The organism is Streptomyces sp. NPDC001153, from assembly GCF_053598315.1.
Genome location: NZ_JBSFJZ010000018.1, coordinates 41,060 through 61,281, shown reverse-complemented (window position 1 = coordinate 61,281; position 20,222 = coordinate 41,060). Strand labels below are relative to the sequence as shown.

The window sequence follows — 20,222 nt, the reverse complement described above, 5'->3', positions numbered from 1 at the left end:
TCGGTGAGCTGGACTGGGTCAGCCGGCCAGTCGGGCGAGGGCCAGCGCGTGCGCGTGGTCGAGGGAGGCGGCAGCGGCGCAAGGGATGTCCGGCTGCACACCGGTGCCCTCCCAGTTCGTGCTGGAGACGGGGTTGACGGCGCGGCCAACGGGGACGGTGGCTTCCAGGTGTGGGTGCACGGTCCAGCCCTTGCACGGATGTGCGCCGCCGCGGGTGCGCTCACCGACGACTACGGCGCGGCCGAGCTGCTGGAGGTCGTAGGCCAACTCCTCAGCGGCAGAGAAGGTGCTGTCGCTGGACAGTACATACAACGGCTTGCTGCCACCGAAGCGCGCGCCAGGAACGTGCGGCAGGCTCCAGGACTGCTCGCTGCGGTCGCCGCCGTGCCAGTACATGGTGTTGAGGTGGGTGCGCTCGTCGAGTAGGTAGCTGCACACGAAGGCGACCGTGTCCGGGTCGCCGCCCCGGTTGGAGCGAAGGTCCACGATCAGCGCCTGGGCGCGGGAGGCCAGGGTGAGCGCGGCGCTCAGCGGTTCGGCGGCCCACTCCAGCGGAAACAGCATCGGTGCCAGCTCCACCACGGCGACCCCACCGTCGAGCAACTCCACCCGGGGCGCACCGCCCAGCGAGGTGTCGAAGTCCCGGCGCATGGCGTCCCGGGTGGCCGCCCCCTGCTCCGGGGACACCGGGTCGGCGTGGTGCTTCAGTCTCAGGTGTCGGTCGCCGTTGACGGACTGCAGGTCTGCGGTGACCAGACGGGCGAGCTCCTCGGCACCGTCGACGTCATAGGCTCCCTCGGCGAGGCGTCGTCGCAGCAGGCCGGCGAGCTGCTCGGCTATCTCGGGGAAATCGTAGTGCTCGGTCAGCAGCCGGGCTGTCTCGTCGATGACGGGGGCAGGCTGAAGCTTCGTCAGAATCGTCATGGCAGGGAGTAGAGCACAGCCCTTGCGAAAGCGTCAAAGGATTTAGACACTTTCGGTTTGCGAGATCAGCCTTCCCAACTGCCGCCTCCTGAGGACGTCCTGCGGATCGGTGCGCCTGAGCAGTTCGCGGCGCTCGCCCACCCGGTGCTGGGGGCGATGCTCTTCGAACGGGTGCCACGCCAGATGCTGGGCCGGGTCAACGCGCTCGGTGACTCGCTGGCCCCGGCCTGTATCCCTCTCGGCGGACTGATCGCTGGAGCGGCGGTGGCCTCTGCCGGACTTGTGCCAGTGCTGCTCGCCTCTGGAACCGCGTACTTCCTCCCCACGAACCTGCCTGGACTGCGCCCGGAATGGCGCGAGATGGACCGTCCGGGTGGGCGAAGGCGCCCTGAAGCGGCACGCTGAAGACGACGCTTCAGCAAACAGCGTGGATGTCATGACATGACGTTCATGGGCTGCCTCAGCGGCATGCCGCTGAGGTTCTGAGGAGGACACAAGCTTCCTCTACGACGGCCAGGGCGAAGCGGATTTCCACCTCGGCCGCGCACGTACCGAGCGGCTTCGTGCCCGGCGTCGTGGGCCCGCACGAAGGATGCCGCCCCACCCTGATCGCCACCACCGTGCCGGAGACCTGACAGGGAACTCCCAACGCAAAGCCGTAACCGCGTGGGCGGGCCGACGACGCGGGCAGCCGATGAGCAACCTGCTCGCAGGAGCTGCCAAGCTGCCAAACCTGGAAGGCCGTGAGGCGGCAGGCCCGGTGCGGACGGTCCTGCGGTGCCAGGCGGGACGACGGCAATCCTCTCCGGCCACCTACCAGCGGAGGGTCCCCGCCCCGCCGCGTGGCCGCTGCTTCCAGCGCGCCGTCCAGCTACCCACGGAGCACCTCAAGGGTGAGTGAGACCCATGCTCTGAGGGTCTTACCCAGCGAGACGTAACTCTCCCGAACGCCGTCCGCGTTTCCCAGCCGGTGCCGCTCCAGGCGGATCGCACCCAGATGGCGCGCCTTGTAGACAGGCGAGCGCCAGGCGCCGGGCAAGGAGGTGTTGCGCGGGCCGTAGGTGTCCCAGAAGGCGGTCCGCTCGTCCTGCTTGGCGCCGGCCACGCGGGGCCGCGGCTGTGCCGTGGGTGTGGTGGTCCGTCCGCTGATGCCTTCGGGAGAGTGGCCATCATCCTGGTCAGGCTAGATCTGTCAGCTCTTCCGCGAACACCTGCGACAGAGGTTGCGGTCCCACATACTGCTGGCAGTTGCACTGACCAGCCTCGTAACGCAGCGGCTTCTTGTTCTCATCCCAGGCCACTGGCACCTCGACGCGCTCGTGGCACTGGCCCTGCTTGTCGTGTTTGGCGAGGTGGTGCGTGCATCCGCACACTGGCTCAGGAGACTTGTTCGCTGCTTCGACGGCCAAACGTTCCTGTCTCGCCGCTTCCAGCAACTGCAACTTGCGCTCATGCCGATTACGCAGTGCGGTGCGGACGTTGTCAGCTGCCCACGCGAAGCCACCCGTCCAAAAGACGATGAGAACCCACCAGATCCAGTCCATCCGCCGTCCCCTCCCCCTGTGCTGCTGCGGACCAGCATAGATGGAGCTGTGGTGTCTCAGGACGTTGGTTCCACGAGGAGTGGTCGAGTAGTCCGTTCTCGCCGTGCGCGCCAGCGGACGCATCACTGGGCCAGGCAGCGGCGGGAGATCCCGGCTGCCGCAGCAACGTGCGCGATCGGACGTCCGGCGTCGATGGGCAGACGCAGGCGCAGACGTCGTTCGAGGGTCAGCGGTGCGTTCCGATGTCGCCTCCTGGTGACGCTCCTGGACTCGGCGGATGAGTTCATCGGGAGCCCCGGGATCTCAGGGGCTCCCGCGTGAGCGGCTGTGCGTGGCGTCAGCGTGCGAACTTTTCGATGGCCGCTGGGGTGACGGGGGTGAAGAAGTTGACGAGGTTGCCGTCGGGGTCACGGAACAGCAGCGACCGGTTGCCCCAGGGCATCGTGGTGGGCTTGTTGACGAAGTCGGTGACGAAGTCGGTCAGGTTCTGGTGAACGCGGTCCACGTCGTCGACGAGGAACTCGGTGATCACGCTGTGGTTGTCCGCCGGGCGGGCAGAGCCAGGGGCGAACAGCGGGACGGTGCGGGTGCCGGCAATCGCGAGGGTGGCGCCCCCGGTCTTGAGTTCGGCGAAGTCCTCGGTGGCCCACGTCGCCCGCGCCCCTGTGGCTCGCTCGTAGAACTCGACGAGGCGCGCTACGTCGCTGGTGATGATGCGGATCGAGACGAAGTCCATGGGGATCTCCTTGGCTGTGCTGGAGGCGTGTACGTCGCAGGCTAGGAGAAATAGTGGACAGAATCGGTCCTGTATTCGCGTTGGGCTGCGAACATGCCTCGACCCACCGGCCGCGTGCCTGACACTCCTGGAGTGGTTACAGTCAGGCGGCACCCGGACGGTGGCCGAACTCGCCGACCGGCTCGGCGTCCAAGGGCGCACCGTGCGGTGGGTACCGGCTCGCCCCCGGGTACCGTTTGCCTCCGCTCATGCTCAGCGACGACGCGGCGCCGGCCGTGCTGCCCGGCCTGGTCGGCGGCCGCCGAGCAGGGTTGATGACGGCGGGTCACACCGCGAGCGAGACGGCCCTCGTTCGGGCCGCTGTGGGAACTCGCTGAAGGTCTGGATGCGCTGCCGCGCGCTACGCCATGCACCCCTGCGACGTGAACATCTCCAATTGCGCCCCTGCTGGACCGGCTGCCCGTGCAACCGACCCCGGCCGGCTACCCGATGGTGCAGGCCGACAAGGAGGACGTCGAGGACCTCGGGGTTGCTCAAGCTCGACGTGCTGGGCGTGCGCATGCGGTCGGCGATGGCCCACGTGCACAGAGATCCGCCGCACCACCGGCCGCCAGCTCGATCTCGACAACCCCGACCACGTCGACCTCAGCGACCCGCTCGCCTTCGCAATGATCCAGGCCTCCGGCACCGTCGGCCTCTTCCGGCTGGAAGGCCCCGGTCAGCAGGACCTGGTGGGTCGGCTGCAGCCCCGGCACATGCAGGACGTCGTGGCCGACACCAGCCTCTTCAGCCCCCGGCCCCGGCCCCGGCCCGTCCAGGGCGGCACGCTCGCGCTGTACATCGCGGCCTGGCACGGCGCAGCACCCCGCTACCCGCACCCGCACCCGCACCCGGACCTGGAGCCGAGCCTCAACGACACCTACGGCGTGGTGATCTGGCACGAGCAGATCAGCGCGATCCTCGCCCGGATCACCGGCTGCGTCCGCCTCCACCCCTACGCGGACCGAAGGGGACGGGTTCCCGTAATCCTGAAAGAGGTTGAAGCGGAACCTGCCGGGCCACGGCTCTCGTGAAGGGATGTGCGATGTGCGCGATGGGTTCGCGCCGAGCGCCTCTCCGGGATGCGAGCCGGCAGGGGTACCGATCGGCCTGACAGGCCCGGTCCGGCGGTTCACGTGGGGGACTGGACAGCGTCATCGCCCGGGGCGCATCACATGGTCGGGACCGCTGGATGTGCAGCCTGCCGGCTGGTGGAGCGAATCAGCGCCCCAGTTGGCACTGCTCGCCAAGTACGTTGCTCAGTTCGGCGAGAAGACGGACGACGTACACGTCGCCGGAGCGGTCGGGCCCATCAGACGCGGCTCCAGTCGTTTGTGTCCCAGTAGCCGTCGTGGCGGACGCAGCCGCCGTCGGCGACGACCAGTCCCTCGCCGGTACGTCGGCCGGGGCTCAGCGTTAGCGCGACGCCGTGGTCGTCGGTGGTGTGGATCTCCTGCAGGCCGGTCGCTTTGCCGGTGACCGGGTCGGTCCCCGGCTGCGTCGTCACCTTCCATCCTCGCTCGGACCACCGCCTGCGAAGGCCGGCGACCACCGCGCGATACCCGGCGTCGCCGCCCTTGACATCCGGGGCCCAGGAGACGGACGGCTGGTCCCGGTAGGTGTCACCGCGGTCGACACCGAGGTCGTCCACGCAGGATGCGCTGGCCCTGGACTTTCCCAGGATCACGGAGTCCGGATCCGAGCCCAGGAAGCGAACTGTGTCCTCGCCGGCGGCCTGCGTGTCGCGTACGTGCTGCAGAAACTGCGCCTCGGAACGGACTGGACCACCCACTACAGCGGTGCAGCCCACGAGCAGGAACACCACAACGGTCCCGGCAACGGACAGCCCCAGGACCCTGAACCGGCGGCGGAAAGCGGATGCCGCGGAAGCGGCGGAACGAGTCGGCATCATGAAGCCATCCGAACATCGCCACCCAGGCCGACGGCACCGTCGTCCTACTCAGTCTCGTACTCAGAAGGGCCAGAGTGTCCGGAGAGTCCTCATGGCGTCTCTGAGGCTTTGAGCACCCACCTGGCGCACGGTGCCCACCTGGGCGCTCAGCCACAGCTCCGTCACACACAAGGGATCCGGAGTGACTTGGCTCGCGGTCTTCGATTTTTGCTCGATACCTTCGATGGCGGAGCAGTCGCTGCAGACCTCCATTGCCCCCTGTGCAGCCGGAGGTGGGCTGTCCTGTCTCCGATGAGCAGGTCTGCCTGAAGAACCCGGCTTGTTCGGCCCAGCCCGGCGCTGGTGAAGGGAGACGTGCGGTTTCTCCACGCTGACACGAGTCTCATGAGACACACCGACGCCCACGGGCCGGGTCACCGACTGCTCGCGCTGACGGCGATAGCAGGGAGGACGGCGAGGGCGAGGACGCCGCCGATGAGGGCGAGGACGGGATAGCCGGCGGCGGCCACGACGATGCCGGAGCTCAGGCCGCCGGTGGCGCCGGCGATGGCGATGGCGACATCGACCATGCCCTGGGTCTTGGCGCGGGTGGCCAGCGGCACGGCATCGTTGATCATCGCGGTTCCGGAGACGAGGCCGAGGTTCCAGCCCAGCCCCAGCAGGGCGAGGGCCAGGGCGAGCAGGGCGACGGAGTCAGCAGGCGCGGCAGCGGCCGTGATGCCGGCGGCAAGGAGGGTGAGGCCAGAGGCTACGGCGACTGCTTTGGGACCGTGGCGGTCGACGAGCCAGCCGGTCAGCGGTGAGGGCAGGTACATGGCGCCGACGTGGATGGCGATGACGAGGCCGGAGGCGGCGGTGCCGTGGCCATGGTCGTGCATGTGCACGGGGGTCATCGTCATGATCGCCACCATGACGAGCTGGGTGAGGGTCATCGTCAGCGCGCCCGGTATCAGCCCTGGCTCGCGTGCATTCGCCGTGGTGACCGCCCTCGGCTGCTGGAGATCGAGGCTGCGGGCGAGCAGCAGGGGGTCGGGGCGCAGCCGGACGGCGAGTACGAGAGCGGCCAGCGCGTAGGCGACGCCGGCGAGCAGGAACGGCCCGGCCAGGATGGGTATGCCGAGGTGGCCGGCGAGATCACCGGTGGGTGCGGCGAGGTTGGGGCCGACGACGCCACCGAGGGTGGTGGCGACCAGAACGGTGGAGACGGCACGGGCGCGGTGGGCAGGAGCGGCGAGGTCGGCTCCGGCGTACCGAGCCTGAAGGTTGGTGGCGGTACCGGCGCCGTAGACGAACAGGGCGGTGAAGAGCAGTACGGGGTTGTGGGCGACGGCGGCGGCGATGACGCCCGCGCTGCCGACGGCGCCGGTCAGGTATCCCGCGGCCAGGCCTGGTCTGCGGCCCCGGGCCTGCGAGATACGGCCCACCGCGACGGCGGCGAGTGCCGAGCCGGCGGTGAACAGGGCGCTGGGCAGGCCCGCGAGGTCGGTGGAGCCGAGCATGTCCTGCGCGAGCAGGGCTCCGACGGTGACGCCGGCCGCGAGCCCCGCCCCGCTGAGGATCCGGCTGCTGACCAGGACGGCGAGGACGCGGCGCTGTGCCTCGGGCCGCGGGGACATACCGGCAGTGATGTCCGGGGCGGTACTTGTCACGGGTGAGTCTCTCCCTACGGCTACAGGACGTCCACGACGAGATAGCCGTCGATACGGCGCAGGTGCTCGCTGTCGGGGTCGGGCGGCAGTGCGTGGCCGAGGTTGTCCGCGCGGACCTCGCTGATCCACTGGTCGTGCTGGTACTCGTGGTTGATGAGCGCGGTGAGCAAGTGGCTGGCGACGATGGTGAGTTGGGTGGGAGCACCGACCCGGTCGGCGGCGATGTCGCCGATGCGGGCGTGGACGCGTTCGGCGACGGTCTCGCGGAACTCGGTGAGCCGGCTTGACGGTGGGCAGCGTGCCGCGGAACTTCTCCGGGTTCGCCGAGTCCATCAGGGCGTCCAGCTCCGGGTCCGGGCTGGGCTCGGCCGCGGTGAGGTTGCGGACCATGAAGTGGGCGACGTGGGCCTGGTGGCCCAGGTGCCAGCCGATGGCGCTGGAGTCCTCATGCGGGCGCCAGGTCACCTCGTCCGGCGTGAGGTCCTTCCACAGGTCGTCGGTGTAGGCACGAGCGCGGTCGTACTCGCGCAGCAACGCGCTTATCGGGAGCACGAGTTCGCCTCCTTTGTGGTCAGGGACGTGGTCACCGCTCGCTCGGCGGCGGCGAGGGCGCCTTCGATGTGCCCGGCGTACCGGGTGGCCGTCTCGGTCGAGGCCCAGTGCAGCCTGTCGTCCAGCGCGGGCCGTTGGTAGAGGGGGTGCCCGAACAGGGAGGAGTCGGTCAGGCGGTGGACGGCGGGCGGCGCGGTCCACCGCTCGCCGCTCCAGTCCTGTATGAGTGGTGTCTCGGGTTCGGCGGCGGCAGGGCCGAAAAGGCGGGCCGGCTGGGCGGTCACCGCCTGCTCGAAGTCGGGGCCGACGGCCCGGGCCGCGGCGAAGCCGAACAGCGCGGCGGGCTACCCGCCGGGACCCGACATGTCGTGCAGTTCCTGCAGCGGGCCGGTTCTGCTGACCGCCGCCCCCGCGAGCCCCGCATCCCGCCACAAGGCGGCAGGGCAGCGGGCGGCGACCTTGGCGACCGGGGTCGCCCGGGCGAGGCGGACCAGTTCCGGCGACAGGTCCGAGCCGAAGTCGATGCGCGCGAGGACGAGTGCGGGAGGTACGGCCACCACGACGTGCTCGGCGTGCAGCACCGCGCCCGGCGTACGGGCGTCGAGTCCGCGGGTGCCGCGGCGGTGGACCGCGCTGACGGGACTCTCCAGTCGTACGACGTCCGCGGGAAGTTCGGCCGCGAGCGCGCGGGCGAGGGCTTCGGCCCCCGGTGCGAAGCGGCGGGCAGGGGCGTCGATCAGGTTGCCGTGCAGCCGTCGCACACCGGTGGCGTCCTGTACCAGGGTGTCCCCTGACAGATGCTGCATGAAGGTGTCGATGCCGAGCCGCGCGGCGAGACCCGCGACGCACAGCTCTCCGTCCCAGAACCAGGTGGCCCCCAGGTCGAAGGCCCCGGGTGGAGCAGGCGTGCTGAGCGGACGCCCCCCGATGCGCTCGCGAGCCTCCAGGCACACCGTGTCGCGGCCGGCCGCGACCAGGGCGGCGGCCGCGGCAAGGCCGGCGATCCCGGCACCGGCCACGACGACGTCGTGGCCGCCATGCTGGAGCATTTACAGCTCCCTCTCTGCACCTTGGGGCGGACGCCGGTGGCGACCGCGAAGCGCATGGCCTGTTCGGTGTCGGCGGGGCTGCCGGTCAGATGACCGGTGATACTGCGTGCCCCCATGACGAGCTTGGCCAGGGGCAGTTGGAGGGGAGATCCGTCGAAGCCGACGACGGCGAGCCGCCCGTGCGGGGCGAGCCCGTCCACCAGCTCCGCGAGCGGCTTGCTGCTGGAGGCCGTGGACAGGACCAGCCGCGCCCCGCCCAACTCCGCGAGCGCGGCTCCGGGGTCCTCCCGCTCGGTGTCGATGTAATGCCGCGCGCCCGGCTCGTCGGTGAGCTTCCGCTTCTGCTCGCCCCGGCCGAGCGCCACCGTCTCGAACCCCATGGCCCCGGCGAACTGCACCGCCAGATGCCCCAGACCGCCGATCCCGAGGGCGTCGACCAGGTCACCCGGCCCGGCACCGGAGTGCCGCAGGGCGTTGAAGGCGGTGACGCCCGCGCAACCGAAGGGCGCGGCCTCCGCCGCGGACAGGCCCTCTGGGTTCCGGACGCCATGAGCTGTGAGGGCAGTCGTACAGGTTGCCGCGTGGGCGCCTTCACCGTCGACGCCGAAGAGCACGCTCAGCCAGTCCGCAAGGGGGCGGGGCGCACCACGGGTGGGTGGCCGAGGGCCTGCAAGGCGTGGCGGGTGAGGGTGCGCACGATGGCGGCCTCGGGGTCGGCTTCGAAGGGTTCGCGGCGCAGGCCGCGGGTCAGCCGGCGGCAGAAGTAGGGGGCGGTGGCGGTGAGGTGGTCGAGCGCCGGTGGGCTGAAGGCATAGACGGGCGCGGCCCCCATCACCCGAGCTTCGGGCAGAGGAGTACGTCGGGCGCCGGTTTGTGAAGGACAACCAGCTCAACCACGCGGGATATCTTTGGGCCTTCGCGACTCTCAGCCACTCGCCCGGAGCTGACGCGCACTACCGGCGTCGGCGCGAGGCTGGAGACTGACATGCCCAAGCCGTGCGGCAGCTGTTCAACCACATGCTCGGACAACTCCATCACTGCCTCCAGAACCGTGTGCGCTCCGACGTGTCATCGCGTTTCCGCCTCCTGCCGCGGCTGGCTGATCACTGAGGACGCGGCTCTGACAGGCTGTCCTCCTGAGTGCGGAGAGGGAGTCATGATGGAAGTCGGTGGATGGATCTGGGAGCGCAACCTGCGGTCCTTCCTGGAGTTGCTGTCGCGCTACGTGGGTTACGGCTTCAATGCCACCGATTGGGAGACGCTGGCACTGGCCGTCGAGGCGACCGACGACGAGCAGGCCGACGGCTGGTACTCATATCCCTTGGTCGGCGAGAAGCAAGAGGTCGAGGTTCGGCTGGCTCGCTCGGTCGGGGGAGATGAGGTCTCTGTGATCGTTGACGGACCTCTGACGCCCGAACTGGAGGTCCGGGCAGACACGCTGCTGTCCGCATTCGCGACTGGCCTAACCCAGGCAGAACAAGGTCCACTTGACCCGTCAGCCGCATGAGGAGTCTTTCTCCCCGTTGGTCGGAGGATGAGGACGTAGTTCAGCACAGGCCGGCCCAGCCCAGCCCAGCCCAGCCCAGAGTTCAGCCCATTCCGGCTGGCGGAGCGCGTCTGTACGCAAACTCCCTTGAGCGCACCATGGCAGGCACGGGCCTCTGAGGGGACGACTGCTCTGGGGCAGCCCGCATACGGGCTGTCCCAGAGCCATTTGAGTACTCATACTCATGCGCTCCCAGGCCCAGAGGGGGACAGTGCTGTCGACCGGACATGGGGGAAGGAGCACCGGTGGTGCGGCATCATCCGCGAACCGAGACGATGTGGTGTTCATTCCTCGCCGTCCTGGTACTGGCGGCCTCCGCCTGCTCGTCCCAGGACCGAGCCACAAGCCCGAAGACCGTTCGCAAGCTTGCTGGGAGCAGCGAAGCAGTCAGAGCCCGGCAGGCAGAGGAGAAGCATCTCCGGGACGTCGTGCGGGCATACGCCGAGCAGAACCCGCTCACCCTCGGCCTGGTCGACGTGCGCGATGAATGCTTCGGCGGGACAGCAAGGCAGTGGATCGATTCCAACGGCGACGACCAGTACAAGATCAAATGCTCTCTGTCGGTGACCGCCTACTACGGTGCCGACCGGAAACACTTCGTGTCAGTCCTCGACGGCATCCTCGCAGCCGGCGACCGGCCCGGATCCGGCGTCCCCTTCAACCACAGCTCTGACGGGCAGATCATCCACTACTACCGGCAGCACGGAGGGCAAGAGCAAGAGCCAGAAGCACCCCAGCTGTCCAGCGCCTCCCACACCCTGTCCTGGGACCCCGTACGCGACCGGAACCGCTCCTACCTGATGGTCACGGAACCGGACAAGTGCCGGGCGAGCGATCCGCCTGTGGCCCGATGTCTGAGGGAACCGGAATCCGGCACGGTCGCTGCCATCCGCAGCCAGTACGGCATGGTGTTCAAACTCGACCTGGGCCATTCCGACTACTTCACCATGTACAAAGACGGCCGAACTCGCAGGAACTGACCACCGCTCTCGTGGAGTTCGTCCTCATGCACGCCAAAGGGCCAGCCTCGCTCCGGTGCCCGACTCCAAGCAGCGAGGCACCACCCTTCTGAGGGTGGCGGCCTGCGATCACAGGTCTGTCCCTGGAGCTGCACGAACACGTCGCCTGGCCCGTTTACAACCGACGGCCCGAAGGGGCTGGACATCGACCACCTGGTTGTGCTGGCCGAGGCCTGGGCCTCCGTCGCGTATGGGTGGACGGCGAAGGAGTGCGAGGCCTACGCCAACGACCTGGGCGACGACCGGGCGTGAATCGTGGTCTCGGCTCCCTCGAGCCGGTCCAAGATGGACCAGGACCAGGCCCGGACGTTGCCGTCACCGTCACCCGGGCCCGCTGACCTCCGGCCCGCACCCCGGCCCCTCCGCCCACGCCGGGCGCGGGGCCGGTGCGTCATCGCTGGCGATCTTTCCCGGATTCGTCCCGACCCTGGCGTACGGGCTCCTACTCTCGGATCGTCAGCCTCCCGCCGCGAGAGCGGGGGAGCGGTAAGCACGGCAGGAAGACCTTCCTCGAGGCGCTACGGGCCCTGCGCGACTCGAGGATCGCAACAGCCACTCCTCGAGGTGACCGTGTCGTCGCCAGAATCGCAACGCGGGGCTGCCGAGGCCTCGGATAGCCCTCGGTGCCCTCTGGTGTGGGCTCCTCGCGGTCAGCGTGCCCTGACGGTCTCGGTGGGAGTGACCATCTGCAGGTGGAGCTTGTTCGAGGTCCAGCTCGTTTCGTAGAGCGCTCCGCGGAACTGCAGCGTGCCGCGGTGTTTTGCCTGCACCCAGATGTCGACCGCGCCGCCGAGGCCGATCTCTCCGTGGGCGCACTTGAGCGTGCGCCAGGATGTGGTGCTCTGTCGTTGCTGCACGCAGAACTTCTGAAACCTGTCGTCGTCGTTCGAGGCGTCGCCCTTCACGTGGATGCGCGCGCCGGTTTTCACGGTGTGTGGGCTCACCTTGAAGTCGTAACTGATCTTTGCGGAGGCCGTCACCGCACTCAGTCCGAGTGCCGCTATACCGGCTGCTGTGACGACGGCTGTACGCGCAGCACGTCGGTTGAGAACGCCCATTGTCTGTCTCCCCGTTTCGGATGGTCTTGCTGTTTCTCGGCTTGCAGCCGCTGTATCAGCTCACCGATCGCAACCTGTGAGAGGGACGAAGCGGGAACACGGTTGCCCAGCGATTCACCATTTCTCGGTCGGCTCTCGACGAGCCTGGATCGGCGACCTCGCGCCGGTCCCGCTCTACTTGCATGTCTTTTGCTGTCGGGGTCTGGCGGCCGCCGCCGGCGCATGGCTTATCACCACGTGCATGGACGTAGTATCGATCACCAGTCGCACACCGCGCCCTTCGTGATCGTTACCGCCGTCCTCCGCCAATGGTCCTGCGCAAGCGTCTGTCAGGGTGCGCCGATGGCCATGCGTTCCGAGCGCCGGACATCTCTGCCGAGGGCCTCGCGCAAAGATGCTTCTGACATCCAGCTTTGCTTCCGCCGTGTGTGAGGATCTTGGGCCGTTGTCATGTGACTGGAACTTCAACCGGCCGACGAGCGCCTGAGCTGGGCGGTCTGAGCGTCTCCGCTGGTGTGGTAGCTGGTGGCCGCACGCCGGCGGGCGACGATGTGAATGACCGCGCCGACTGCGACGGCCAAGACTGAGGAGAGGATCAAGACGATCTCCGACATGACGGCGAACACGATATCGGCCCGGGCGGCACGCACCCGCCAATCGAATTCCGGATCGACCAGCCCCGCGGGATCCCGCACCACCTGTACGCGGTCGCCGACCCGGTCGTCTGCACCGCATGAGATGGCATCGGTGGCGGGCGCGGCAGAACCGTCGTAGCGGACCGTGCAGTCGTATGTGGTCGACTTCCCGTGGTGGGCCTCGTTCCGTGTGACAACGGCTGACCGGGACACGCCCCGTGCCTGCAGGACCAGGGCCTGGGACGCCTGCATGGCGCACAGCGGCGTGGCGATCATCGGCGCGAACATCAGCGCCAGGGCCACCCCCCGCAGCACTGCGGAAGGGGACAACGACATCACCGCGACCAGTAGCCAGACCACGCCGACCAGACACAACACGATCGAGGGCACCAGCATCCAGCGCAGCGGCCCCAATACCCCACCGACAAGGGGCAGTAGCGCGGCCACCGGAACCGACAAAGCGGTCAGCACCGGGCGGCGTGGATATTCCAAATCGCCCGCCCGCTTCCTCCCGGCTCGCTTCGTACCCGTCGTCAACGCACCCCCGTCCGACCGTCCGACCGTGTCAACGATCATTCTCGGACAGGGCCGGACCTTGTTGTGCGGCGGGGCGCTCGCCGGTTGCCGACCGCCTCCCGGGGCTGCCTGGATACCGAGGCACACAGGCAACCACGGCACCCTTCGATCACGTCGAGCCGGGTGCGGATGGCATCGGCTTTGATGCCGCTGGCTCGACCCGAGCCCATGCGCGAGACCGCATGGGCCTGACGCCCAGCTTGCCGGGGGATGCAAGTCCTGCCGCGCGCTCCATCGAGCCACATCCTGTCGGTCGGCCAGGGTGAGGCTTTTGCGTCTGCCTCGGCAGGGGCCGTTTCACCGACGGCTGGGAACTTTCGGGACGCGTCAAACGGATGAGGTGTTCAGCTTGGACACGCAGGGGCCCACGGTCACCGGCACCGACAGCGGGGGCGGGCAGACGGCGGGCGACCGCGACGGCACCCGGGCCCTGATCGAGGTGCTCCTGCTGGGCCGGCGCATCCCGCACGAGCACCTGGTGCCCGCGGCTCGCCGCCACCCTGAGCGTGGGCGCTGACCGCGGACGCCGTCGTGCTGGAGGCCCGCAAGGCCCGGGAAGCCGACGACGCCGACACCACCCTGCCCGAGCCGGAACCCCGGCGGCGGGAGCCGACGGTGACCTTCCTGACCGCGCGGCGGCTGGCGGCTCATCTCCCGCCCGACACCCGGCGCGCTTCCCTCACCGGCCCCTACGACCAGCTCCTCGGCCGCACCCGCGGCACCACCGCTGCCAGCAAGGGAGAGCAGATGCCATGAACGGCACCAGCCGCCGCCGGATGAGCGAGCAGGCGGCCGAAACCGCCGTGGTCGGCACCTGCCGGATGCTCCGGCTGCCCGCCATCCGGGGGAAGTTCCCGGACCTGGCCGAGCAGGCCGCCCGCGAGCAGTCGTCCTATCCCGCCTTCCTCGCCGAACTGTCGCTGGCCGTATGCGACGACCGGGCCCGGCGCCGCTCCGAGCGTCGGATCACGGCCGCGGCCTTCCCGAGGCAGAAGTCACAGCGGGAATGCGATTTCGACGCCAGCCCCAATATCGACCCGCCGTCGTCCACACCCTCGCGATCAGACGTGCCAAGGTGGGCGGATCATCCTTGGCACAGGCGTCGACGACCACAGCGATCAGCTGGCCGTAATCGGGACCGGTGTTGCTCTCATTGGCTACCGTCGTGCGGACCCACGCGTCCCAGTTGAGTGAGTTCGACCGCTGCGCCGTGTCGGGATTGCGCACCAAGCACAGCGGAAGTGGGCCCGGCAGCCCCTCTGTCTCGAGTTCAGCCCATCCCGCAGCGATCGAGTGCAGCACGAACCTGGTCGAGCCCTTCCACTCTCCAGTGGTCCCGGTCGGGCATTTGGTCTTCTCGGCGCCAGCGCCAGACCGAGAACATCGCCCAGCCCAGGGCGCGGCACCGGTGAATCAGGCCGTGGTCAGCTCCCGCATAGTGCTTTCCCACTTCTTCCGGCGCATGGGCGAGGTCGAACTCGACCGGCCCACGGCAGCACGTGGCGAGGTCTACGAAAAGGGGCCCTCTCCTCGTGTTGAGGAGGTTGCCCGGATGCGGCTCGCCGTGCAACAACTGGTCGCCGGCCTTCTCGATGCTGATCGCGGCGCTCAGTCCACTGAGTGTGTTGCTGAGGAATTCCCGGTCAGAATCAAGCAGCTCGGGGGACTGCTCCCGGTCGTTCACCTCTCGCAGCGCCCCAGCAACTCGATCGGTGAAATGCGGTGCGTCCAGATCGATCTGGCGCAGGGCGGCATGGTGGCGCATGAGCACCCCTGCGTAATCGGCCGGCGCGATCTCTGATCCCACAGGTTCGTAGTAGGTCCAGAGCGAGATGGCGAAGGTATCACGCACATTGACTCGGGGGTCGACCCGAGGCTCGAGCTCAGCCACCGGAGCATCGACGTCGGCGAGACGGCGAGCAACCTCTACTTCGAACTCAGAACCAGCCAGATGCCCCGAAGGCGCGACCCGAGCCAGAACATCGCACGGGACCAGGTGAAGCACGACGCGGTCCGAGTTGTTGATGACGACCACATCTTCGACCTGGAGGCCCAGTTCCGAAGCGGTCGCCCATCCTGCCTCAACTGCGCGACGGAGTTCCAATGGCTCCATACCGTCCTCCCTCATTTCCAGCCCCGTGAAGGGCTCAGGACGAGAGTAGTTGAGCACGTCATCGGTCATAAGCAGACTTCGTAGGACCGAGGATGACGCCGAGACCGGGCTCAGCCCCTGCCGGGCTCTGGTGTTGCCAGAACTCGCCGACGTTTCTGCAGTCGAACTCTCTGAGCCGCGTAATCGCACGCGATAAACCCGGCGACGTCGGCGGTCATCCCCGGGATACTGGTCGCCCATGGATGAGGTCAAAGTCGTCGTCGCCCATTCCGAACGCGCGACCCTGCGCGTCGGCGACGTGTTCTTGAAGGTGGACGCCGATCAGGCGCGCATCGACGTCGAAGTCGAGGCGATGGCCCTGGCGCCGGTCCCGACCCCGGAGGTCCTGTGGTGTAGGCCGCCCGTGCTCGCGATGGCTGCACTCCCGGGGACGACGCTCGGGCGCCTCGGCGGGCCGTCGACCGGGTCGCCGGCGGCGTGGGCCGCGGCGGGCGCCGCCATCCGAAAGCTGCATGAAGCGCCGTTGCCGGTTCGGCCCGGCCGGGCCGGGCGGAGTATCGTCGCGCTGGCGACGGAACTCGACGACGAGTGCGAGTTGCTCGTGACGAACGGTGTCCTGCCGGCTGACCTGGTCACCCGCAACCGCCAGGTTGCCGAGGCCGCGCTCCGGCCGTGGACTCCGGCGTTCACGCACGGCGACCTGCAGATCGCGCACGTCTTTGTCGACGGCGGCGAGGTCACCGGCATCATCGACTGGTCCGAGGCGGGCCAGGGTGATGCCCTGTACGACCTCGCCACCTTCACGCTCGGACACGAGGAGCACCTCGACGACGTCATCGCCGGCTATGGCACCGCCGTCGACCTCGACGTGATCCACGCGTGGTGGTCGTTGCGAAGCCTGCTGGCGGTCCGCTGGCTGATCGAGCACGGCTTCGACCCCTTCGCGCCGGGCTGTGAGGTCGACGTGCTGAGATCCCGGATGTCCGGTGCTTCCTCGGAGACCGCGGCCTTTCCCAGGTGATCGCCGTGTCCATTTCCCAGCCCGTCCATGGCCCGCGCATCGACCATCTCCCCGCCCGCATCGCCCGAGGCATGGCAGCGTCTGTCGGCGGGGCCGGGAGCCAATGGCGAGCGGTGTACGACTGTGCCGCCGCCCGCCTGCCCGCAGTACGGCAGTTCGACGGCGACGAGCCGAACCCGGCAGCGATGGATGATCGCCCGCCGCAGCCTCAGCAAGCCCGCCGAGATCGCCTCCTACCTGGCCTGCGCACCACTGGAGGACACCGTCACCGACCAGGTCCGAGTCGCCGGATGCCGCTGGAAGATCGAGGAGTGCTTCCAGAGCGCGGAGAACGAGTGCGGCCTGGACCCGTACGAGGTCCGCCGCTATGTGGGCTGGTACCGGCACATCACGCTGGCCATGCTCGCCCACGCCTTCCTTGCGGTGATGGGCGGCCGTGCGGGAGCACGAAAAGGGGCGACCAGACCGACACACCCACCCTCGTGGGCTTCACGCCGGCCGAGATCCGTCGTCTGTCGGCACCTGAACCCCCGCTGCCGTCCTACACGCCGCGATCACGCGGTGAACTGGTCCCGACGGCGACGCCGCCACCAAGCACGTGCCCGGCGCTGTCATTCACTGGTGACCGGGCAGGTCCGCGCGTACGCCCTGCTGCGGATGTTCGGCCGCGAGGGGCGGCCCACGCCCTTGGGGCAGGCGTTCGCCGAGTACGGGCCGTCGCCAAGACCCTGCACCTGCTCCGAGTCGTCGACCCGGTCGACGACACCTACCGGCGCCAGATGAACCGGCAGCTCACTGTCCACGAGTCACGGCACAAGCTCGCCCGCGCCATCTGCCACGGCAAGCGCGGACGGATCCTGCAGGCATACAGGACGGGGCAGGAGGACCAACTCGGAGCGCTAGGCCTGGTCCTCAATGCCGCCATGCTCTGGACGACGCGCTGCCTCGACGGCGCCGTCGACCACCTGCGGGCTCTGCCGCCCGAGGAGAGGGAGCATGACGTCCTGGACGAGGACGTGGCCCGGGTCTCCCCGCTGAAGCACGCCGACCTCAACTGCCTGGGCTGCTACAGCTTCGCCGCTCGCCCGCCCCGCGAGGGCCTGCGCCCACTGCGTGACCCGGCGACCGTCCACCTCGACGAGGACGACGAGGGCACCGGCGAATGACGCGGCGTCAGGGCGCGTATCGGGTCGTGTTCAATGAGTATCGCAGCCTCCGGGGCGGGTGTCCCGTCTGGGTGCGGGGCCCGGCGGTCTGCGGCTGCGCCGTGTGGACGCGAGTGACCGGGAGCGTTGCCACGGGCAGGCAGGCAGGTAGTGGCGGGGCCCGAGGGCCCCGGCTGCGTGCCCGCCGGGTCGGTGTGTCAGAGCTTGGCGAGCCGGTCCACCAGCAGTTCCACCCTCGGCTCGGCGTCCTCGGGCAGCAGGCGGCCCGCACGGGTCAGGGTCGCAAGGCCGTGCAGGGCCGCCCAGAACACCTCGGTGAACAGCCCCGGGGGCACGCCGTCGCCGGCGACCTCGGCGAGAGTCTCCAGCAGGGAGGCGAAGGCGTCCTTCAGAGGCTCGGGGGTGTCCTCCTGCGCGTACGCCAGGCCGCCGTCGAGCTGGAACAAGGCGTCGTAGACCGCCGGGTTGCGTACGGCGAAGTCGAGGTAGGCGCGGGCCAGGGCGGCGACCCGGGCGCGCGGGCCGTCCGCGGCGGAGGTCGCGGCCCGCACCGCCGCGGCCATCTCGGTGGCGCCCTGAAGGGCTACGGCGCCGATGATCTCGCGCTTGCCGCGGAAGTGGCTGTAGAGGACGGGCTGACTGTATTCGATCCGCTCGGCGAGCCGGCGGGTGGTGACTGCGTCCCAGCCCTGCTGCTCGGCGAGTTCGCGGGCTGTCGCCACGATGAGGCGCTCGCGCTCCGCACGTTCGCGCTGCTTGCGTTCCTGTACCGACATGCATTGATCCTAGCACCGCTAGACAAGCGAGCGTTAGTAGTACTAGCGTTGCCTCATCAGCTAGCAACGCTAGTTCACGGAGGGATCGTCATGCTCAACGCACTCGAGGTCGTCACCACCGTCGTCGTCGGCCTGATGGTGGGGGTGGAGTTCTCCGTCGCCTTCATCGTGAACCGGATCCTGGACGCGCTTCCCGAGGACAGCGGCCAGCTCGGCCGCGCCCACGGCGGCCGAATGCTCGGCGCCCTGATGCCGTTCTGGTACATCGGCTCGCTCGTCCTCAGCGCGATCTGGGCCGTCGCCGGATGGCACCACCACGGCGCCGGACTCGTCGCCACCGCCGCCGGACTGCTGATCGTCAGCGTGGTCATGTCGATGCTGCTGCTCGTCCCGATCAACAACCGGGGCAAGACCTGGACCCCCGAGAACCGGCCCGCCGACTGGAAGGAGCAGATGAACCGCTGGGACCGCTACCACTACGTCCGCGTCGCCGTCATCATCGCCGCCTTCGCCCTGCTCGCCGCCGCCCTCGTCTGATACCACCGCTGCCCCGACATGCACTGGTTCGCCCCTGTATCAACGGCTTTCGCCCCGTCGGGGTGAGCCCGAGAGGGCTTCGGATTACTGACCCCGCGGGCCGCCGCCGCGCCGGTGGCGCACAATCCCCACTCCCCGGGCGGCAGCTGACCACTGCAATCCCGACATTCGGGAACGCGGCTGCCGCTCCGATCTCACTACTGCGATCCCGGCAAGCTACGCCCCTCGATCAGCCGTGTCCGCGTGGCCTGAATCAGGCCCCACACGACTCAGCAAGCTCAACGAAGCTCACCAAGCTGACGAAGACTCACAAGGAAAAGAACAATGTCGCTGAAGAAGATCAATACCGTACTGGCCGCCGCCTTCATCCTCTTCATCCTCTGGTTCGGGACGGAGTTCATCCTGAGCCCGGAGACGACGGCGCCGGGCTTCGGCCTGCCGAGCTGGCCGTCCGGCGACGGCGACGGCTTCCTGATCATCAAGGGAATCCGCGACGTCGTCTTGGCCCTGGTCCTGGGCATCCTGCTGGTGACGGGCCACCGCCGGGCGCTGGGCTGGGTACTGCTGGTGGAGGCCCTCGCCGCGTACGGCGACATGGCCACCGTGCTGGCCCACCACGGCTCCGTGGCCACCGCGCTCGGCGTCCACGGCCTGACCGCGACACTGATGGTGGTCAACGGCCTGCTGATAATGCGCGAGACCCGCAACGTCGCAGCCGCCCCGGCAACACCCGCCCCGCAGACCGCCTAACGCTGTAGAGAAACCGTTGTCCGTGACTGGAGAGCAAAGCGATCAGCAGGGCGGCCGCCCGCGTTAACCCATCGCCGAGGAGGGAGCGTTCTTCGACGAGGCGGAGAAGATCCCGCTGGGCGAGGTGGTGGGCGAGGAGTGGCGCAAGGCGGTGGTGGATGAGCGCGGCCGGGTGGAGCGCATCCCGGACGAGCTGTGTGCGCTGGTCAGCCTCCGGGACGCGCTGCGGCGGCGGGAGATCTGGGTGCCGGGGGCGAACCGGTGGCGGAACCCGGAGGACGATCTGCCGCCGGACTTCGAGTGTGAACCCCTACGGCCGGTTCGAGCTGGACATGAACGCCCACCTCGAATCGGGCGCAGCCGCGGCGGCGGCCAAGGTGACCGGTCCCCGTCCCGTGCCCGGCGTGCCCACTGCCCAGTCGGCGGGCGGCTGGGCAGGCTCGGTCTGAACGACCGCCCGGCTCTCCTCGCTCCGGTACGACCACGTCAACTTCCTCGGCCGTTGCTCCTCCACCGGGCCTGCGGCACCGGGCCTGCGGCACCGGGCCTGCGGCACCGGGCCTGCGGCACCGGGCCTGCGGCACCGGGCCTGCGGCACCGGGCCTGCGGCACCGGGCCTG

Annotated in this window: 21 protein-coding genes and 9 pseudogenes; 15 read left to right on the top strand and 15 right to left on the bottom strand. The window is 69.0% G+C overall.

Annotated features, from left to right (window positions below; translation table 11 throughout):
- Positions 1-18: 18 nt before the first annotated feature.
- A complete protein-coding gene (locus tag ACWDEN_RS21625; RefSeq protein WP_450859903.1) occupies positions 19-924 on the bottom strand; it encodes a S41 family peptidase in 906 nt (301 codons plus the stop codon).
- Between the two features lie 57 nt (positions 925-981).
- Between ACWDEN_RS21625 and ACWDEN_RS21620 the strand changes: the two genes are divergently transcribed.
- Positions 982-1,329, top strand: a complete 348-nt coding sequence (locus tag ACWDEN_RS21620) for a hypothetical protein (protein ID WP_450859902.1) — start codon at positions 982-984, stop codon at positions 1,327-1,329.
- Positions 1,330-1,795: 466 nt separating this feature from the next.
- Here ACWDEN_RS21620 and ACWDEN_RS21615 read toward each other — a convergent pair whose 3' ends face one another.
- The 3 genes from ACWDEN_RS21615 to ACWDEN_RS21605 all read right to left on the bottom strand — a co-directional run bounded on the left by ACWDEN_RS21615 (position 1,796) and on the right by ACWDEN_RS21605 (position 3,204).
- Positions 1,796-2,029 (bottom strand): hypothetical protein, encoded by a 234-nt coding sequence (locus ACWDEN_RS21615; RefSeq protein WP_450859901.1) that lies wholly within the window; start codon positions 2,027-2,029, stop codon positions 1,796-1,798.
- A 73-nt stretch (positions 2,030-2,102) separates the two neighbouring features.
- Positions 2,103-2,468 carry a hypothetical protein gene (locus tag ACWDEN_RS21610; RefSeq protein WP_351614632.1) on the bottom strand — a complete coding sequence of 122 codons (366 nt, stop codon included), beginning with the start codon at positions 2,466-2,468 and terminating at the stop codon, positions 2,103-2,105.
- Positions 2,469-2,805: 337 nt separating this feature from the next.
- Positions 2,806-3,204, bottom strand: a complete 399-nt coding sequence (locus ACWDEN_RS21605) for a VOC family protein (RefSeq protein WP_351614630.1) — start codon at positions 3,202-3,204, stop codon at positions 2,806-2,808.
- A gap of 93 nt (positions 3,205-3,297) precedes the next feature.
- Between ACWDEN_RS21605 and ACWDEN_RS21600 the strand changes: the two are divergent.
- Together ACWDEN_RS21600 and ACWDEN_RS21595 are read left to right on the top strand one after the other, a co-directional pair.
- Positions 3,298-3,551, top strand: a pseudogene (locus tag ACWDEN_RS21600) (transcriptional regulator); the annotation flags it as partial.
- Positions 3,544-4,214, top strand: a pseudogene (locus tag ACWDEN_RS21595) (DNA polymerase III subunit alpha); the annotation flags it as partial. The pseudogenes ACWDEN_RS21600 and ACWDEN_RS21595, both read left to right, overlap by 8 nt.
- A 341-nt stretch (positions 4,215-4,555) precedes the next feature.
- On the opposite strand, the gene ACWDEN_RS21590 reads toward ACWDEN_RS21595, so the two are convergent.
- The 7 genes and pseudogenes from ACWDEN_RS21590 to ACWDEN_RS21560 all read right to left on the bottom strand — a co-directional run bounded on the left by ACWDEN_RS21590 (position 4,556) and on the right by ACWDEN_RS21560 (position 9,237).
- On the bottom strand, positions 4,556-4,894 hold the full coding sequence (locus ACWDEN_RS21590; protein ID WP_351614627.1) for a hypothetical protein: 339 nt from the start codon (positions 4,892-4,894) through the stop codon (positions 4,556-4,558).
- Between the two features lie 674 nt (positions 4,895-5,568).
- The gene (locus tag ACWDEN_RS21585; protein ID WP_351614655.1) at positions 5,569-6,804 is read right to left on the bottom strand and encodes an MFS transporter; all 1,236 of its coding nucleotides are present in this window, start codon (positions 6,802-6,804) and stop codon (positions 5,569-5,571) included.
- A gap of 20 nt (positions 6,805-6,824) precedes the next feature.
- Positions 6,825-6,974, bottom strand: coding sequence for a hypothetical protein (locus tag ACWDEN_RS21580; RefSeq protein WP_351614660.1), 150 nt, complete (start codon positions 6,972-6,974; stop codon positions 6,825-6,827).
- A 217-nt stretch (positions 6,975-7,191) separates the two neighbouring features.
- A pseudogene (locus ACWDEN_RS21575) lies at positions 7,192-7,269 on the bottom strand (DinB family protein); the annotation flags it as partial.
- 74 nt (positions 7,270-7,343) lie between these two features.
- Positions 7,344-8,405, bottom strand: a pseudogene (locus ACWDEN_RS21570) (FAD-dependent oxidoreductase).
- Between the two features lie 104 nt (positions 8,406-8,509).
- Positions 8,510-8,785 (bottom strand): annotated as a pseudogene (locus ACWDEN_RS21565) (zinc-binding dehydrogenase); the annotation flags it as partial.
- A 236-nt stretch (positions 8,786-9,021) separates the two neighbouring features.
- Entirely contained in the window at positions 9,022-9,237 is a 216-nt protein-coding gene (locus ACWDEN_RS21560; RefSeq protein ID WP_351614657.1) for a hypothetical protein, read from the bottom strand.
- Between ACWDEN_RS21560 and ACWDEN_RS21555 the strand changes: the two are divergent.
- The 3 genes and pseudogenes from ACWDEN_RS21555 to ACWDEN_RS21545 form a co-directional block, all read left to right on the top strand.
- A pseudogene (locus ACWDEN_RS21555) lies at positions 9,224-9,515 on the top strand (IS110 family transposase); the annotation flags it as partial. The gene ACWDEN_RS21560 and the pseudogene ACWDEN_RS21555 overlap by 14 nt on opposite strands.
- A gap of 46 nt (positions 9,516-9,561) precedes the next feature.
- Entirely contained in the window at positions 9,562-9,912 is a 351-nt protein-coding gene (locus ACWDEN_RS21550) for a hypothetical protein (RefSeq protein ID WP_351614624.1), read from the top strand.
- Positions 9,913-10,196: 284 nt separating this feature from the next.
- Positions 10,197-10,931 (top strand): hypothetical protein, encoded by a 735-nt coding sequence (locus ACWDEN_RS21545; protein WP_450859900.1) that lies wholly within the window; start codon positions 10,197-10,199, stop codon positions 10,929-10,931.
- Positions 10,932-11,620: 689 nt separating this feature from the next.
- On the opposite strand, the gene ACWDEN_RS21540 is transcribed toward ACWDEN_RS21545, so the two are convergent.
- Positions 11,621-12,028 (bottom strand): hypothetical protein, encoded by a 408-nt coding sequence (locus ACWDEN_RS21540; protein ID WP_351614619.1) that lies wholly within the window; start codon positions 12,026-12,028, stop codon positions 11,621-11,623.
- Between the two features lie 464 nt (positions 12,029-12,492).
- Positions 12,493-13,134 (bottom strand): hypothetical protein, encoded by a 642-nt coding sequence (locus tag ACWDEN_RS21535; RefSeq protein ID WP_450859899.1) that lies wholly within the window; start codon positions 13,132-13,134, stop codon positions 12,493-12,495.
- A 454-nt stretch (positions 13,135-13,588) separates the two neighbouring features.
- Here ACWDEN_RS21535 and ACWDEN_RS21530 point away from each other — a divergent pair, with 454 nt between their 5' ends.
- The 3 genes and pseudogenes from ACWDEN_RS21530 to ACWDEN_RS21520 form a co-directional block, all read left to right on the top strand.
- Positions 13,589-13,756, top strand: a complete 168-nt coding sequence (locus ACWDEN_RS21530; RefSeq protein WP_450859898.1) for a hypothetical protein — start codon at positions 13,589-13,591, stop codon at positions 13,754-13,756.
- 14 nt (positions 13,757-13,770) lie between these two features.
- Complete coding sequence (locus ACWDEN_RS21525) at positions 13,771-13,995, top strand: hypothetical protein (protein WP_351614611.1); 225 nt, start codon at positions 13,771-13,773, stop codon at positions 13,993-13,995.
- Positions 13,992-14,299 (top strand): annotated as a pseudogene (locus tag ACWDEN_RS21520) (ATP-binding protein); the annotation flags it as partial. The gene ACWDEN_RS21525 and the pseudogene ACWDEN_RS21520, both read left to right, overlap by 4 nt.
- A 210-nt stretch (positions 14,300-14,509) precedes the next feature.
- Here ACWDEN_RS21520 and ACWDEN_RS21515 read toward each other — a convergent pair.
- On the bottom strand, positions 14,510-15,352 hold the full coding sequence (locus tag ACWDEN_RS21515) for a phosphotransferase family protein (protein ID WP_450859935.1): 843 nt from the start codon (positions 15,350-15,352) through the stop codon (positions 14,510-14,512).
- A 238-nt stretch (positions 15,353-15,590) separates the two neighbouring features.
- Here ACWDEN_RS21515 and ACWDEN_RS21510 point away from each other — a divergent pair, with 238 nt between their 5' ends.
- The 3 genes and pseudogenes from ACWDEN_RS21510 to ACWDEN_RS21500 all read left to right on the top strand — a co-directional run.
- On the top strand, positions 15,591-16,373 hold the full coding sequence (locus ACWDEN_RS21510) for a phosphotransferase family protein (RefSeq protein ID WP_450859897.1): 783 nt from the start codon (positions 15,591-15,593) through the stop codon (positions 16,371-16,373).
- Between the two features lie 276 nt (positions 16,374-16,649).
- Positions 16,650-16,806: pseudogene (locus ACWDEN_RS21505) on the top strand (IS701 family transposase); the annotation flags it as partial.
- A 182-nt stretch (positions 16,807-16,988) separates the two neighbouring features.
- Positions 16,989-17,539 (top strand): annotated as a pseudogene (locus ACWDEN_RS21500) (Tn3 family transposase); the annotation flags it as partial.
- 197 nt (positions 17,540-17,736) lie between these two features.
- On the opposite strand, the gene ACWDEN_RS21495 reads toward ACWDEN_RS21500, so the two are convergent.
- Positions 17,737-18,315, bottom strand: coding sequence for a TetR/AcrR family transcriptional regulator (locus ACWDEN_RS21495; protein WP_351614605.1), 579 nt, complete (start codon positions 18,313-18,315; stop codon positions 17,737-17,739).
- A 90-nt stretch (positions 18,316-18,405) separates the two neighbouring features.
- On the opposite strand from ACWDEN_RS21495, the gene ACWDEN_RS21490 reads away from it, so the two are divergent.
- The 3 genes from ACWDEN_RS21490 (at position 18,406) to ACWDEN_RS21480 (ending at position 20,051) form a co-directional block, all read left to right on the top strand.
- Positions 18,406-18,852, top strand: a complete 447-nt coding sequence (locus tag ACWDEN_RS21490; RefSeq protein WP_351614602.1) for a DUF1772 domain-containing protein — start codon at positions 18,406-18,408, stop codon at positions 18,850-18,852.
- Positions 18,853-19,176: 324 nt separating this feature from the next.
- Positions 19,177-19,602, top strand: a complete 426-nt coding sequence (locus ACWDEN_RS21485; protein ID WP_351614599.1) for a DUF4267 domain-containing protein — start codon at positions 19,177-19,179, stop codon at positions 19,600-19,602.
- A 302-nt stretch (positions 19,603-19,904) separates the two neighbouring features.
- Positions 19,905-20,051: a hypothetical protein gene (locus ACWDEN_RS21480; protein ID WP_351614596.1), complete on the top strand. Its 147-nt coding sequence runs from the start codon at positions 19,905-19,907 to the stop codon at positions 20,049-20,051.
- The last annotated feature ends 171 nt before the right edge of the window (positions 20,052-20,222 follow it).

Bases quoted from the DNA above. Each gene is read 5' to 3' on its own strand.
- ACWDEN_RS21625 (WP_450859903.1), bottom strand. From the start codon at position 924: ATGACGATTCTGACGAAGCTTCAGCCTGCCCCCGTCATCGACGAGACA.
- ACWDEN_RS21610 (WP_351614632.1), bottom strand. From the start codon at position 2,468: ATGGACTGGATCTGGTGGGTTCTCATCGTCTTTTGGACGGGTGGCTTC.
- ACWDEN_RS21605 (WP_351614630.1), bottom strand. From the start codon at position 3,204: ATGGACTTCGTCTCGATCCGCATCATCACCAGCGACGTAGCGCGCCTC.
- ACWDEN_RS21560 (WP_351614657.1), bottom strand. From the start codon at position 9,237: ATGGGGGCCGCGCCCGTCTATGCCTTCAGCCCACCGGCGCTCGACCAC.
- ACWDEN_RS21550 (WP_351614624.1), top strand. From the start codon at position 9,562: ATGATGGAAGTCGGTGGATGGATCTGGGAGCGCAACCTGCGGTCCTTC.
- ACWDEN_RS21540 (WP_351614619.1), bottom strand. From the start codon at position 12,028: ATGGGCGTTCTCAACCGACGTGCTGCGCGTACAGCCGTCGTCACAGCA.
- ACWDEN_RS21515 (WP_450859935.1), bottom strand. From the start codon at position 15,352: ATGGAGCCATTGGAACTCCGTCGCGCAGTTGAGGCAGGATGGGCGACC.
- ACWDEN_RS21510 (WP_450859897.1), top strand. From the start codon at position 15,591: ATGGATGAGGTCAAAGTCGTCGTCGCCCATTCCGAACGCGCGACCCTG.
- ACWDEN_RS21495 (WP_351614605.1), bottom strand. From the start codon at position 18,315: ATGTCGGTACAGGAACGCAAGCAGCGCGAACGTGCGGAGCGCGAGCGC.
- ACWDEN_RS21490 (WP_351614602.1), top strand. From the start codon at position 18,406: ATGCTCAACGCACTCGAGGTCGTCACCACCGTCGTCGTCGGCCTGATG.
- ACWDEN_RS21485 (WP_351614599.1), top strand. From the start codon at position 19,177: ATGTCGCTGAAGAAGATCAATACCGTACTGGCCGCCGCCTTCATCCTC.